Raw genomic sequence first — 13,158 nt, forward strand, 5'->3', positions numbered from 1 at the left:
CTACGACTCGAGCGCCGGTCGGTGGGAGGTCCAGGGCTCGGCGGCCTCCGGCGACAGCCTGGCGTTCGAGTACTCCGCCACGGTCGCCTACTTCGACTCGCTCGGCCGCCCCATGCCCACGATCGTCGACACCCTGACCGAGCGCGGGGCCCTGATCGAGTCCGTCGACCTGTTCTTCCGCACCGGCGACTTCGACAGCACCGCCTCCTACGAGGCGCGTCTGCGGATGCAGCTCGAGGCCGACGTGCACGTCGGCGGCACGGCCGTGGCTCCGGCCGACACCTTCTTCGTCACGGGCACGTCCTCGGTGTACCGTCGGGCACTGGCCCCCGACGACACCTCCGAGGTCGGGCTCGACGACGTGGGCATGGCCGGCGAGGTCGGCCCCGAGCGCAGCCGCGAGACGCGCTGCTTCCGGGCCAACGAGTTCAACCTGTTCTGGGACCGGTGGCGCGCCGACGTGGCGATCACCAACGCCTCGGTCATCCGCTTCGACTGGCTCGATCCCGACGAGACGATCGGCGACCGCGAGCGGATCCGTTTCACCCAGCAAGTGACCTTCAGGTGCGTGGAATGACGACTTCGATCGACATGCAATGGGACGGCGGCCTGCGCTTCCGGGGAACGAACTCCTGGGGCAACACCATCGTCGCCGACGCCGCCCGCGAGGCGGGCGGGAACGAGAGCGGGATCAAGCCCACCGAGCTGCTGCTCTACGGGGTGGCCTCGTGCACGGGCGTCGACATCGTGCGGATCCTCGAGAAGCGGCGCCAGAAGCTGACCTCGCTGACCATCCGTGTGGAGGCCGATCAGAACGAGGACTACCCGAAGCCCTTCCACACCGTCCGCGTGCACTACGTGGCGAAGGGCGAAGACCTCGATCCGAAGGCCCTGGCCAAGGCGATCGAGCTGTCCGAGGGCAAGTACTGCGTGGTGAGCCAGACTCTGCAGGAGCCGGCGGAGATCACCACCAGCTACGAGATCGTCGACTGACCGTTCACGGTGCCTGCGGTCGGTCGCGCTCGCGGTCGACGATGCAGTACGAGCCGAAGGGCTCGTCGGTCTCGGCGCGCAGCCGGGGACGGGACGGCGGCCGAACCGCGCGTCAGCGGGCGCCGGCCTTCAGGAGGTCCGACGCGTAGGCCATGTCGCTACCCTGGATGTGATGGGTCAACCAGTCCCTCAGGAAGCTCATGACCTCGACACCCAGCACGAAGTCCCCGCGGTCGACCCGCTCCTTCAGCTCGGTGACCTTCTTCCGGAGGGCGTCGTGTTCCCGCGCGTGGCCCGCCGCGTCGCCGTACCCGAACCGCTCGAAGAGCTCCTCTTCGTAGCGGAAGTGCTGATCCGTGTAGGCGACCAGTTCCCGGAAGATCTGGCGCAGGGCCGAGTCGGTCTCTCCGGATTCCATGGCCGTGTTCAGCTCGTTGATCAGATCGACGATCTTCCGATGCTGTTGGTCGATGGAGGGAATGCCCACGCTCAGCGCTTCGGTCCACCCGATCAGGACGTTGGTCGTCATCCTCCGGCTCCTCGTGGATTCGGCATTGATTGGCTCTCGAAGGCGAATTCATGCTGCTCTCGAGTCGAGCCGCGGCACGAGATCGGTATCGGCCGACGCGCGGCGGGCTTGAGTCCGAGCGCGACGGTTTGGACGCCGGCGTTACCCGTGTAGAATGGAATTCGACCACTGCACCCTGCCGGGAGCCGACGCGCGTGCCCAGCACCCGATTCCAGATCCCCTCGGCGTCGACCCTCGACGCCCACGAACGGACCCTCGTCCGGACCCTGGGCCTGTCTCCCGCCTCGGCCGACAGCGACGAAGACGAAGGAGTCCTGCTCGACAGTTTCGACGGCCGCCTGGTCCGCGACGGCGGTATCGCGGTCCGCCGCGACGCCCCGGACGGCGCCCGGCTGCAGTGGACCGACCTCGACCGTGCCGAGGACCGGGGGCTGCTCCGTGTCGCCCCCGCCGATACCATCGGGCCAGCCGACCTTCCCCGCGGTCCGGTCGCGGCACGCCTGGTCGGGATCCTCGACGTCCGATCCCTCGTCGCGCTGGCCCGTGTGCGCGAGCGACGGCGCCGGTGGGAGAAGCGGGACCGCCGCGGCAAGGTCGTGCTGCGTCTCCACGTCGTGGATTCGACCACCGTCATGGCCGAGGGATCGCAGACGTCGGCGTCGCTTCCGCCCCACCTCCACCTGATCGGACTCAAGGGCTTCGACCGGGACTACGCCGCCGCGCGCACGCGGATCGACGCCCTGGAGGACACGCAGCCGGCCGCGACCCCGTGGGCCATCGAGGTCCTCCGAGCGGCCGGACTGGAGCCCGGCCGCGATCCCGCGCGCGTCGAACTCCACCTGCGGGCCGGCACCCCGGTTCCCGACGCACTGCGCGAGATCTTCGGCGCCTACCTCGGCGTGATCCGCGCGCACCGCGAGGGCACGCGGCGCGCCCTCGACCCCGAGTTCCTGCACGACTTCCGGGTGGCCGTCCGACGCACCCGCGCCCTGCTCCGGGGGACGAAAGCCGCCCTGCCCCCGTCGCTGTACGAACGCTTCCGCGAGGAATTCCGGTGGTTGGCGCGGCAGACGAGTCGAGCCCGCGACCTCGACGTGTACCTGCTCGACTTCGACGACTTCACCGGACGACTGCCGCGCCCCGACCGCCCGGCCCTCGAACCCGTCCGCGTCTGGTTGCAACGCGAAACCGAACGCGAACACGAGCGCCTGGCCGACGTGCTCGCCGGCGAACGCGTCGACACGATTCTCGACGACTGGGCGGCGGCGATCCGCTCCGACGCGTTCGGCGCCGGATCGTCGACGCGGGACCCCACGGCCGGCTCCCTCGCCGCCCGCGTCGTCGCGCGCGCCCACCGCCGGGTCCTGCGCGACGGCCGCACGATCACCGCCGACAGTCCCGACGAAGCCCTGCACGATCTCCGCAAGCGGGCCAAGGCCCTCCGCTACCTCGTCGACGGCTTCCGGGGCGCCTTCGACCGCAAGACCGTGAAGAAGCAGATCCGACACCTGAAGGACCTGCAGGACAACCTGGGCCGACACCAGGACCGCGCGGTGCAGGTCGAGACATTGCGTCGCATCGCGCACGAACTCGACGGGACGCCGCCGGCGACGTTCATGGCTCTCGGCTACCTCGTCGAGCAGCTCGATCGCGATCGCCACGCCCTGCGCGACGAGTTCGCCGCCCACTTCGAGGCCTACGACGCTCCGCAGCGTCGGCGGACCTTCGAGCGCATGCTCGACGCTGCTCGCCGCGCCGAGCCCGCCTCCCCGCGCGGCGAGGCCCGAGCATGAAGACCCTGGCCCTGTATTCCATCAAGGGAGGTGTGGGGAAGACCTCGGCAGCGGTGAACCTCGCCTGGATCGCGGCCGAACGCGGAGGCCGCGTCCTGCTCTGGGATCTCGACCCGCAGGCGGCCACCACCTGGTTCCTGCGCGTGCGGGCGCGCATCCCCGGCGGTGGCCGGCACCTCCTCCACGGCGACGGCAACCTCCGCGAGCGTGTGCTCGCCTCCGACCATCCGCGCCTCGACCTGCTGCCGGCCGCACTGTCGTTGCGCAAGCTGGAGCGGCGGCTCGAACGGAAGGGGCCGGCCACCGATCGTATCGCCCGCCGGCTGGCCGGCGTCGCCGAGGACTACGACACGGTGATCCTCGACTGCCCGCCGGGCATTTCGCTCATGGCCGAGAACGTCTTCGAGGCGGCCAACGCCCTGGTCGTACCGGTGATCCCCTCGCCCCTGTCCGTCCGCACGCTCCACCAGTTGGTGCAGTTCCTCGTGCCGCGCCGATGGGACCACCGCACCGTGCTCCCGTTCTTCTCGATGGTCGATCGCCGGAAGAGCCTGCACCGGGACGTGGTCTCCCGCCTCTCGGCCGAGACGCCGGCGGTGCTCGCCGCCTCGATCCCCAACGCGACCGGGGTCGAGCGGATGGGGGTGCACCGGGCCCCACTGGTCGGCACCGCCCCCCGATCCGCCGCGGCGCGCGCCTACGAGGCTCTCCACGACCTCCTCGAGGACGCCCTCTACGGAACCGATCCCGTCGACCGCTCCGCACGCGCGCTCGAACACCGGCTCGACGTTGGCGGTCCGCGACGCATGTGACACCCTGGGCGCAACCCGGCCCTCCGCGGCTGCGTCCTCCTCGCACCGCCGTCCGCCCGAAGGACCTCCATGGATTCCGCTGCCGCGCCGACGACCGACCGCCGCGTTCCCGCCCACTTCCCCGGCGAACGCGGCTCGAGTGGCCCCGACGAGGGGGTCCGGTCCGGATTGCGAATCGCCGGCGCGATCGTCGCCGCCATCGCCGTCCTCGTGGCGATCGCGGAGTTCGCCGTCGGGCCGCGGCTGCTCCCCGCCGCAGCCACGGCTCCGCACGCGGATCCCGGCGTCGCCCTCGTCGCACGCGGGTTGGTCGTCGCCGGAGTGATCCTGGGCCTGCTCGTCCACGTGGTGGCTCGCCACGGACGGATGACCACGCGCCAGCTCGTCCACCTGGGCCTTTTCACGGAACTCCTCGGGGCGCTCCTGCTGGCCACCCACAGCCTGCTGGTGCACCGCACCGAGACGTCGGCGGGCCTGGATCCGACGGTCGACGGTCCCACCCTGGTGGGCCTGTGGGTCCTGCTGCTCCCCCTGGCGGTGCGACCTTCGTGGACCTGGGCCCTGGCCGTCGGCCTGGTGTCGGTGGCCCTCGAGCCGGGCCTGATCCTTCTGCAGTCGACCCTGGCGACCACCCTGGAGACCGACGTCGGAGCCACCGTGTGGGCCTTCCGCGCGAACTACCTGTGCGCGGCGCTGGCCGTACTACCGGCCCTGGCGCTCGAGCGATCCCGGCGTCGCGCCGACGAGGAGCGCCGCCGTGCCGAATACGCCGTCGAGGAGCGGATCGACGGCGCGGGCCCCGGTGAAGTGTGGCGCGCCACGCACCCGCGGCTGGTCCGGCCGGTGGCGGTGCGGATCGTCCGGCCGGCGAGGGGGGCGGCCTCGGAGCCTTCGCCCACGGTCCTCGACGACTTCGCGCGGGCGGCGGCCGAGGCCGCGCAGCTCGAGTCACCCCACACCGTCGCCACCCTCGACCACGGACTCGCGGCCGACGGAACCTTCTACGTCGTCTCGGAGTGGCTCACGGGCCTGGACCTGCAGCGCCTGGTCGAGGACTTCGGGCCCCTCCCGGAGGAACGCGTCGGCTATCTGCTGGGCCAGGTGTGCCACGCCTTGCACGACGCCCACCTCCGCGGGCTCGCGCACGGCGACCTGAAGCCGGCGAACGTATTCACCTGCGTGAAGGGCATCGAGGTCGACTTCGTGAAGGTCGGCGACTTCGGGCTCGACGCGCCGGTGATCCCCGAAGCCGACGGCGCTCGCGGAGTGGCACGCGGGACGCCGGCCGTGCTGGCCCCCGAGCGGGTCTCGGGCGCGCCACCCGACGTGCGCAGCGACCTCTACGCACTCGGCTGCCTGGCCCACTGGCTGCTCTGCGCAGAACCGGTCTTCGCAGGTGGACCGGTCGAGGTCATGGCCCGGCAACTCGGCGACGAGCCGACGCCCATCCGGGAGCGGATCGAACGGACCCTCGACCCCGGTCTCGAGGCCGTGGTCACGGAGTGCCTGCGAAAGGATCCCGCCGCCCGGCCGGTGGACGCGCGCGAGGTCGGGCGACGGATCGCGGCCACGGGGCTCGCGGGTCGCTGGTCCGAATCGGAGTGTCGCGCCTGGTGGCACGACCATGCACCGGAGATGCTCGGCGAATCGGGCGGCCCGTCCGGGGACCCGGTCGAGGCCGGAGAACCTCCGGTGGGCACCACCCTGCGCACGGAGGACGAGTCCGCGGTTCCGGCTGCGCCCGAACCGTCGTTCTTCCGTCGAAGAGCCGCCCGACGACGTGACACGCCCGAGGGACCCGACCACACGTCCGAGGCCTAGAACTCGTCGACGTCGAAGATCTCGATCGGCCCTTCGAGCGTGCGGTGCACCGGGCACCGGTTCGCGATCTCGTGCAGACGCGCCCGCTGCTCGTCGTCGAGATCCCCGGTGACCTCGACCTTGCGACGGAGCCGCGAGAGCTTGCCCTCGCCCGTCTCGCACTCCTCGCAGTCGTCGGCGTGGACACGATCGTGTTCGAGATCGACGCGCACGTCCTGCAGGTCCCAGCCCTTGCGCTCGGCGTACATGCGCAGCGTCATGGCGGTGCAGGTGCCCAGGGCGGCGAGCAGGAACTCGTAGGGCGTCATGCCCTGGTCGTCGCCGCCGACGTCCTTCGGCTCGTCACCGATCACGGAGTGACCGCGCGACGTGGCCTCGTGCTGGTATTTCTCGACGTGAAGGATCTGCATGTGGGTACTCATGGCAACGACACCAACTCGACGTCGAAGACCAGGGTGGCGTCGGGCGGGATCACCGGCGGTGCGCCGGCGGAGCCGTACCCCAGTTCGGGAGGAATGATCAACTTGCGCTTGCCGCCCACGCGCATCGACTGCAGGCCCTCGGTCCAACCCGAGATCACCTGGTTCAGACCGAAGGTGATGGTCTCGCCGCGGTCGACCGAACTGTCGAACTTCGTTCCGTCGGTCAGCCAACCGGTGTAGTGCACCTCGACCCGGGCACTCGGTCCCGCGGGCGATTCACCCGCGCCGGGCTCGAGATCGTAGTACATCAACCCGCTGTCGGTCTTCGTGGACTCGCCCTCGACGGGCGCGCCCGGGAAACGGTTCTTCTCTTCGCTGCTCACGATTCCTCCTGTCTCGAGATCCACCACCACGACGGCGTTCCGTCCATCGGCGAGCGCGACCGTCACGATCGCCTGCATCGAGCCGGCCTCCATGGTGGCGGCATGGGCCCGGCCACCGGCGTGTTCCTCGGCCACCTCGACCGCCCGCGCCAGACCGACGCTCTCCTCGAGCGCCGCGTGGAGACGGGCCGGGTCGGGGGGAACCGTACGCAGGTCGGTCGCGAAGGCCGACGGAGCGACCACAAGGGCCGCGAACGCCAACCGGAGCGTGCCTCGACGGATCAACGATTTCCCGGCGGACGTGGCACCGGTGGGAGCGAATCGACGAGTACGGTACGAGCCGTGCCGACCCGGAAGGTCGGATCGAAGTCGTTGCGGAATCCGGCGAAGATCGTCTTCTCGCCCAGCCCTTCGCTCAGCGTGAACGCAACGGTGTCCGAATAGGCCCGCCAGTCCGCGCCGGCGAAGTCGGGCGACTCGCTCAACAGCATCTCGCCCGCCTCGGTGACGAGGGCCGCGACGGTGACCGTACGCCGGGTGGTCACCCCCGCGCTGTCCACCACGCTCACGTTGGGAGTGCCCACCGGTCCCGCGCGCAGGAACTGCACGATCGACACGGTCGAGAATCCGAGCTCGCTCTCGGCCAGCAACTCGAAGGTCCACTGCTCGGCCTCTTCGTCGAAACCGAACTCCAGGGGAAGACGGAAGGGAACGTAGGGATCGTCGGGCTCGGCCACGACGATCCGGTCGGTGCCGGTGGTGTCCGCCGGATCGCCCACCTGCACCACGACGTCGACCACACCGGGACCGGTCGCCACGTAGGTGACGGTATCGTCCACGGCGACGGATCCCTGCCGCTCCAGCGAGGGAAAGACACCGGAAACGGGCTGGAACTGCGGTTCGAAGCGGGGACGCAGAGTGACCCCGGCGACCGGACCGATCCCGGTGGAACTGCGACCCCGGTACCTGACCCGCAAGGTGTCCGCCGCGTCGTCGAAGGGAGGAATCGGAACATCGACCTCGGTACGCACCCCGGGCGTGATGTCGAAGGTCGCCGGATCGTCGAACGACCCGTCGAAGGAGAACTCGACCTGGGTCGACACCCCACTCCGCACGAGGAAGGGAACGTCGAGACTGCGCGCCTGCGGCGTGCCGGACGCGGTTCGCACCACGAGAGGTGCGTCGACCGCGACGACGTCGCTCGGCACCACCACCACACCCTCGGGGCGCACGCGGTAGTAGTTGATCCGCTCGGGATCGAAGTCGAAGTGCGTGGCTCGGATGGGTTCGCCCGGCAGGGGTTCGGCGTAGCGCAGTCCGGTGGCGGGCGTGTCGACGTCGTCGGGATCGCCGACCGAGTGCAACAACGTGTAGCTGGTTAGAGCCGTGTCGGTGCCGGTCTCGAAGCTGGTCTGGTCGGGCAGGACGTTGCGCCACGTGACGACGACCGAGTCGCCCGCGACCGAAGCTGCGATCTGCCAGCCCGAACCGACGTCGGGGCTGTCCGGATCGAAGGGGTTGCTGTTGTCGGGCGCATCGACGTCGCGCGAGCAGGCCGCGAGGCCGGCCAGCAACGCGAGGACCACCACGGCACGCTTGAGGATCAGAACGTCCATCGCCACCCCATCTCCACTCCGAGACCACGTGTCGGCGTCGAGGCCGACGAGAAGGCGGGGCTGTCCACGGTGGGACCCGCGAAGAAGCTCCCGTGGGCGCGCCAGGCGTCGAAGACGCTGTACGCACCGATCGCGATGATCGCCACCGTCGCGTAGGTGCGCAGATCGTTCTTCGACTCGACGTCGTCGAAGGTCTCGTCCATCGATTCGCGCGCACGTCGGACCTCGGCCGAGGTGATCGCGTCCTCGTACGCGGTGACCGCCTCGAGGTAGTCGTCACGCGCGTCCTGGTACTGCGCTTCGGCCCCGGCGAGCGACAACCAAGCCCCCGCCTGGAGCGCCATCATGGTCCACCCCGACACGGGGCGACGCTGGTAGAGCTGACCCAGACCGGCGAGAACGGACGACGAGCCCATGGCCTGCCATCGGCTGAGTCGGACCAGGTCGAGGTCGATGGTGATCCGGTCCTCGGGCCCGTCCACCTGGACGGGCTCACGATGGACGGCGTAGCCCGGTGCGCGCACGGCCAGCATGCGCAGTCCGGTGGCGATCTCGATGGGTTCGTCCAGTGGCAGTTCGCCGCGGACCTCGCCGTCGATCAGGACCTCCGCGCCGGCGGGGCCCCGCAGATCGAGCCGCGCGGCGTCGGCCGACACCACGGACACCGTGATCAAGAGGATCGTGAGGAGCGCGGCCGTGCGGAACGGCGACCCGGACCGGGCCGGCACGTCGGGACTCGGTGGTTGCATCAAGAGTGGGGACTCCTGCCGGGTTCGTGAGGACGGCCGGGATTCGGCAGCGACATCCGTCGCAGTATAGGGGAGCACGGGCGGGGCCTCAATCGGCGGACCCTTCCGTACCCCCGATCACGGGGTCGAGCGCGGCGCGGCCGCCGGTCGTGAACACGATCCGCGCGGGAAGCCGCGGTCGGAAATCGGAAGGAAGCAGCATCGAACCCGTTCATCGGATCCGGTCGCGCCGCAACGCGTGGCTGAGGCAGTGCGGACCGCCCCGCGCGCGGCTCAATTCGTGGCTGGGCAGGAGGATGCAGGTCGGCTCGGGCCGATCGAGATCGACCGGCACCCGGCCCGCGATCACGTCGTCGGCCTCGACCACGCGGTAGCCGCGCCCCGCCAGACACTCGGCCGTGGCCACGTTGCGCTCGTACAGCACGATCACGCCGGGCGCCAGTGCCAGCGCATTGGCCCCGTCGGTCCACTGCTCGCGCTGTTGCTCGAGGGGATCGTCCCCCCCGCAGGGAACTGCTTCGAGATCGACACCCCGGCCGCGCAGCGCCGTGAGCATGTCCGAGGCCGGGCGCGGTCGCGGGTCCTTCTCGTGCAGATCGAACTCGTAGACGCTCGCCGTGTCGTCGTGGCCGGGCAGGATCACCGGCGGGAAGGCCAGGCAGCTTCCTGCGTCGATCTGCGTCATGACCGTGTCGAGGTGCATGTAGGCGCGCTTCTGGGGCAGCGACGCGACGATCAACCACCGCGGCCCGTTCTCCATGCGCGTGAGGGCCCGCACCACGTGGCGCACGCCCGAGCGGTTCGTCCGCTCGGAGTAGCCGATCACCGCCACGTCCTCCGACAGCACCATGACGTCCCCACCCTCGATACGCGGTTGGTGCATCCCGATGTACAGGGGACGGTCCGGGGAGGCCTCGAGCGGGTCGTGAAGCACGGGCGTGGCCGCGAGATCCGGATGGAAGCGAAACACCGTGCGCGCCAGCAGGACCTCGCGCGTGCGCGTGAGCGTGGCCATGGCCGAGAACAGCACGCTGTCGGCCACCACCACCTGCGGATCGCGCTGGAAGCACCAGTTCGGCACCGGCACGACCTCGAAGAGCTCTTCGCTCGACAGGACGTCGCTACCCTCGGTGAAGCGCACCCCGGCCACGAACATGTCCACGAGGTCCGACGGGCTCGACGCCTGCATGCGCTCGCCCACCGGCGACGACACGTCGTCGAGCATGGCGTTCAGCAGCCACGAGCGCGCGCCCTCGGCCGCGAGTGCCTCGACGAGCAGGTCGCGCATGTCGTGCACCCGGACGTCGACCGCGCCGAGCAGACGCCGGAAGCGTTCGTGCTCCTCGCGGGCCCGCTCTCCGAACAGGATGTCGTCGAAGAGCAGCTCCTCCATCATGTCGGGGACCATGCGGTCGACCTCGGGTCCCGGCGCGTGCACGAGCACCTCGCGCAGTCGGCCCACCTCGGAGCGCACGTCGAGCATTTCGGTTCCTCCGTGCGGCTCAGCGGTGCCGTCGGGGCCGCGGGGTGTGGGGACGGGGATCGAACACCAGTTCCACCGGGCAGTGGTCGCTGCCCGGTACGTCGGCGTGGATCCGGGCGTCGACGATACGATCAGTCGAGGCGGAATCCACGAAGAAGTAATCGAGACGCCAGCCCACGTTCCGCGCCCGGGCCCCGCCGCGCATGGTCCACCAGGTGTAGGCGTCCTCGGTGTCGGGATTCAGGTGGCGGAAGGTGTCGACGTAGCCGGCCTCGACCATGCGGTCGATCCACTCCCGTTCCTCGGGCAGGAAGCCGGTGTTCTTCACGTTCGCCTTGGGGCGGGCCAGGTCGATCTCACGGTGCGAGGTGTTCAGGTCACCGCAGAAGACCACGCGTTTGCCCTGGGAACGAAACTCCTCGCAACGCTCCAGGAAGAGCTCGTAGAAGCGCAGCTTGTAGGGCACGCGGCTCAGATCGTCGCGACCGTTGGGGAAGTACGCGCTGAGCAGGACCCAGTCTCCGTAGTCGGCGACGATGGTCCGGCCCTCGATGTCGAACTCCTCCTCGCCCAGGCCGAGTTCCACGGCGAGCGGCTCGGTGCGCGTGAGGAGGCCGGTCCCGCTGTAGCCCTTCCGAGCCCGCGAGGGGTTCCACACGGCGTGGTAGCCCAGGGGCGAGGCCACGGCAGGATCCATCTGTTCGGGTTCGGCGCGGATCTCCTGCAGGCACAGGACGTCGGGAGCGGTGGCGTCGAGCCAGGGCAGCAGCCCCTTCCTGTGCACCGATCGGATGCCGTTGACGTTCCAGCAGAAGAGTCGGAGTGCGGCCATGGACCTGAACCCACCGGGGCGAACGAAGAAGCCCGGCCGACGGGTGCCGACCGGGACTTCGTGATACCAGCATCGCCCGGAGGCGGCAAGCTCAGCGCTCGAAGCGGAAGAGGTGCTGCTCGCCGTCGATCAGCACGAGCGCGGTCAGCGGGAATCGCGCACCGGCGGGCTCGAAGTAGGTCCAGAAGGCCTTGCCGTCGTCCGGGCGCACGCGCACGCGCGTCGGCGAGGGCATGACCTCGGTCCGGCTCGTCGCGGCGCCGGGTTCGACCGTCGCGTAGCGTCGCAGGTCTTCGCGGTCGCGTCGGGTATCCGACGCCTTTCGGCTCTCGAGCTTCGACCCGCTCCGCAGAGGGTACTCCCGGTAGGCGAGGCCGTCGGGGTCGATTCCGCGCGTCGTGTCGAAGAGTCCGTGGACCTGTGGCCCCGGTCCGTCGGACGCCCGCGCGCCCCGGCCCCGCAGACCGTAGGTGGCGCCGCCCTCGAAGTCGGGCTTCGGCGTCAGCCAGCGTCCCTCGGCGTCGACGAGGTGCAGGTCGCTACGGGTCAGGTCGATCTCGGTGTCGGATCGGTTGAGCACGATCACGTCGAGTGCGAGAACGCCGTCGACCTCGAAAGTGGCGGCCGCCACGAGCACGTCGCGATCGCCGGCGACCAGGGCTTGCCGCATGACCGACTCGGGGCCGAGGAGGTCGAGATCGCCGAGTTCGGCGATCGGCACCGAGTACTCGGTTTCGATCCCGCGCAGGTAGTCGGCGTCGCCGAGGCCCGGATCCGTCTCCGGGGAAGGGGCGTTCGAGCAGCCGGCGACGAGGATCAGACCGAGGCCGGTGGTGAGGAGGGGTGCGCGTCCCATGCTGTCTCCCTGGTGGTGGAGCCGCGAGGTGACGGCCGCGGTCGAGGCGTCGGGCGCAGTGCGGCCGCGGCACCGTGGTGCAAGTTCCGAGCCCTGCAGAGCCGCACCCGCGGATCGGGCCGCAGCGTGTCCGGCCGTGGACCGCAATGCCCCCTCCTGTCCCGCTCGGCCCTCCGGAGAGCCTCCGCGCACCGCCTGTCGGGTCGCGGGGTGCACACCGCGGCTCGGGCGGAGGCCGATCGCGCCCAGTCGTCTACCTTGTCGTCCATGACTGCGCCGAACTCCACTGGACCCTCGCCCCGACGACGGTCCCGCCGCTTCCGCCTGGTGACGCTGAGCGTGGCGGCGGGCGTTCTGCTCGGGGTGGCGATCGCCCTGACCTTCGACCTGTTCGGGCCGCGCGAGACCGGACTCGCGTCGGTCGACGTCCTCATGCTCGATCGCAGCCCGGCCCAGGGTTCGAGCTACGTGATCGAGCTCGAGTCGCTGCGGGCGGGCTACCCCGTGATCCTGCACGTCGACCGCGACGGATTCCCGTCGATCCTGTTCCCGACCGGGCGGCTCGCCCAGATCGGGGCCGGGCACCGGGTCCGCCTACCCGACCCTCAGGGCAACGCCACCTGGTGGGCGGGCCCCGACGACGCCGGCACCCTGCTGACGGTCCTCGCGAAGAGCCCACCGGCCGACGTGGACCGCCTGGTCGAGCTGGTCGAACGGGCAGCGGCGAAGGCCGACGACTCCGAGGACGCGCTGCGCAACGTGGAACGCGTGGTGCGACGCCGCCTGGGGGAGCCCCTCGCGGTCGAACTGCTCCCGGGGCAGGGCGGCTGATCCGGGGCAGAGCAGCCGAAGTGGCCTCCTGCGGAGGC

The 13,158-nt window shown here is 70.4% G+C and carries 14 protein-coding genes; 6 read left to right on the plus strand and 8 right to left on the minus strand.

The window, feature by feature from the left end; genetic code table 11:
* Both VKA86_01230 and VKA86_01235 read left to right on the plus strand, forming a co-directional pair.
* Positions 1–577 (plus strand): hypothetical protein (locus VKA86_01230; protein HKK69809.1); only part of this gene is annotated, 577 nt, incomplete at its 5' end.
* The gene (locus VKA86_01235; GenBank protein HKK69810.1) at positions 574–993 is read left to right on the plus strand and encodes an OsmC family protein; all 420 of its coding nucleotides are present in this window, start codon (positions 574–576) and stop codon (positions 991–993) included. The genes VKA86_01230 and VKA86_01235, both read left to right, overlap by 4 nt.
* A gap of 112 nt (positions 994–1,105) precedes the next feature.
* Here VKA86_01235 and VKA86_01240 read toward each other — a convergent pair whose 3' ends face one another.
* The gene (locus tag VKA86_01240) at positions 1,106–1,522 is read right to left on the minus strand and encodes a bacteriohemerythrin (protein ID HKK69811.1); all 417 of its coding nucleotides are present in this window, start codon (positions 1,520–1,522) and stop codon (positions 1,106–1,108) included.
* A 194-nt stretch (positions 1,523–1,716) separates the two neighbouring features.
* On the opposite strand from VKA86_01240, the gene VKA86_01245 reads away from it, so the two are divergent.
* The 3 genes from VKA86_01245 to VKA86_01255 all read left to right on the plus strand — a co-directional run bounded on the left by VKA86_01245 (position 1,717) and on the right by VKA86_01255 (position 5,948).
* Positions 1,717–3,315 carry a CHAD domain-containing protein gene (locus VKA86_01245; GenBank protein ID HKK69812.1) on the plus strand — a complete coding sequence of 533 codons (1,599 nt, stop codon included), beginning with the start codon at positions 1,717–1,719 and terminating at the stop codon, positions 3,313–3,315.
* Complete coding sequence (locus tag VKA86_01250; GenBank protein ID HKK69813.1) at positions 3,312–4,127, plus strand: ParA family protein; 816 nt, start codon at positions 3,312–3,314, stop codon at positions 4,125–4,127. Before VKA86_01245 ends, VKA86_01250 begins: the two co-directional genes overlap by 4 nt.
* A 69-nt stretch (positions 4,128–4,196) precedes the next feature.
* Complete coding sequence (locus tag VKA86_01255; GenBank protein HKK69814.1) at positions 4,197–5,948, plus strand: serine/threonine-protein kinase; 1,752 nt, start codon at positions 4,197–4,199, stop codon at positions 5,946–5,948.
* Here the strand turns inward: VKA86_01255 and VKA86_01260 are convergent.
* From VKA86_01260 to VKA86_01290, 7 genes are all read right to left on the minus strand, one after another.
* Positions 5,945–6,370, minus strand: a complete 426-nt coding sequence (locus VKA86_01260) for an OsmC family protein (GenBank protein ID HKK69815.1) — start codon at positions 6,368–6,370, stop codon at positions 5,945–5,947. The two genes, VKA86_01255 and VKA86_01260, sit on opposite strands and share 4 nt — an antisense overlap.
* On the minus strand, positions 6,367–6,846 hold the full coding sequence (locus tag VKA86_01265) for an FKBP-type peptidyl-prolyl cis-trans isomerase (protein ID HKK69816.1): 480 nt from the start codon (positions 6,844–6,846) through the stop codon (positions 6,367–6,369). Before VKA86_01265 ends, VKA86_01260 begins: the two co-directional genes overlap by 4 nt.
* A 188-nt stretch (positions 6,847–7,034) precedes the next feature.
* Complete coding sequence (locus VKA86_01270) at positions 7,035–8,369, minus strand: hypothetical protein (GenBank protein HKK69817.1); 1,335 nt, start codon at positions 8,367–8,369, stop codon at positions 7,035–7,037.
* On the minus strand, positions 8,357–9,121 hold the full coding sequence (locus VKA86_01275) for a hypothetical protein (GenBank protein HKK69818.1): 765 nt from the start codon (positions 9,119–9,121) through the stop codon (positions 8,357–8,359). Before VKA86_01275 ends, VKA86_01270 begins: the two co-directional genes overlap by 13 nt.
* Positions 9,122–9,329: 208 nt before the next feature.
* Entirely contained in the window at positions 9,330–10,601 is a 1,272-nt protein-coding gene (locus VKA86_01280) for an arginine deiminase family protein (GenBank protein ID HKK69819.1), read from the minus strand.
* Positions 10,602–10,620: 19 nt separating this feature from the next.
* Positions 10,621–11,433 (minus strand): exodeoxyribonuclease III, encoded by an 813-nt coding sequence (locus tag VKA86_01285; protein HKK69820.1) that lies wholly within the window; start codon positions 11,431–11,433, stop codon positions 10,621–10,623.
* Positions 11,434–11,524: 91 nt separating this feature from the next.
* Positions 11,525–12,289: a hypothetical protein gene (locus VKA86_01290; GenBank protein ID HKK69821.1), complete on the minus strand. Its 765-nt coding sequence runs from the start codon at positions 12,287–12,289 to the stop codon at positions 11,525–11,527.
* 339 nt (positions 12,290–12,628) lie between these two features.
* Here VKA86_01290 and VKA86_01295 point away from each other — a divergent pair, with 339 nt between their 5' ends.
* Positions 12,629–13,120 (plus strand): hypothetical protein, encoded by a 492-nt coding sequence (locus VKA86_01295; protein ID HKK69822.1) that lies wholly within the window; start codon positions 12,629–12,631, stop codon positions 13,118–13,120.
* The last annotated feature ends 38 nt before the right edge of the window (positions 13,121–13,158 follow it).

Source organism: Candidatus Krumholzibacteriia bacterium (assembly GCA_035268685.1).
GTDB lineage: Bacteria > Krumholzibacteriota > Krumholzibacteriia > JAJRXK01 > JAJRXK01 > JAJRXK01.

Excerpts from the sequence above, each read along its gene's own strand:
- VKA86_01235 (HKK69810.1), top strand. The coding sequence starts at position 574 with ATGACGACTTCGATCGACATGCAATGGGACGGCGGCCTGCGCTTCCGG.
- VKA86_01240 (HKK69811.1), bottom strand. The coding sequence starts at position 1,522 with ATGACGACCAACGTCCTGATCGGGTGGACCGAAGCGCTGAGCGTGGGC.
- VKA86_01250 (HKK69813.1), top strand. The coding sequence starts at position 3,312 with ATGAAGACCCTGGCCCTGTATTCCATCAAGGGAGGTGTGGGGAAGACC.
- VKA86_01255 (HKK69814.1), top strand. The coding sequence starts at position 4,197 with ATGGATTCCGCTGCCGCGCCGACGACCGACCGCCGCGTTCCCGCCCAC.
- VKA86_01260 (HKK69815.1), bottom strand. The coding sequence starts at position 6,370 with ATGAGTACCCACATGCAGATCCTTCACGTCGAGAAATACCAGCACGAG.
- VKA86_01265 (HKK69816.1), bottom strand. The coding sequence starts at position 6,846 with ATGGAGGCCGGCTCGATGCAGGCGATCGTGACGGTCGCGCTCGCCGAT.
- VKA86_01270 (HKK69817.1), bottom strand. The coding sequence starts at position 8,369 with ATGGACGTTCTGATCCTCAAGCGTGCCGTGGTGGTCCTCGCGTTGCTG.
- VKA86_01280 (HKK69819.1), bottom strand. The coding sequence starts at position 10,601 with ATGCTCGACGTGCGCTCCGAGGTGGGCCGACTGCGCGAGGTGCTCGTG.
- VKA86_01285 (HKK69820.1), bottom strand. The coding sequence starts at position 11,433 with ATGGCCGCACTCCGACTCTTCTGCTGGAACGTCAACGGCATCCGATCG.
- VKA86_01290 (HKK69821.1), bottom strand. The coding sequence starts at position 12,289 with ATGGGACGCGCACCCCTCCTCACCACCGGCCTCGGTCTGATCCTCGTC.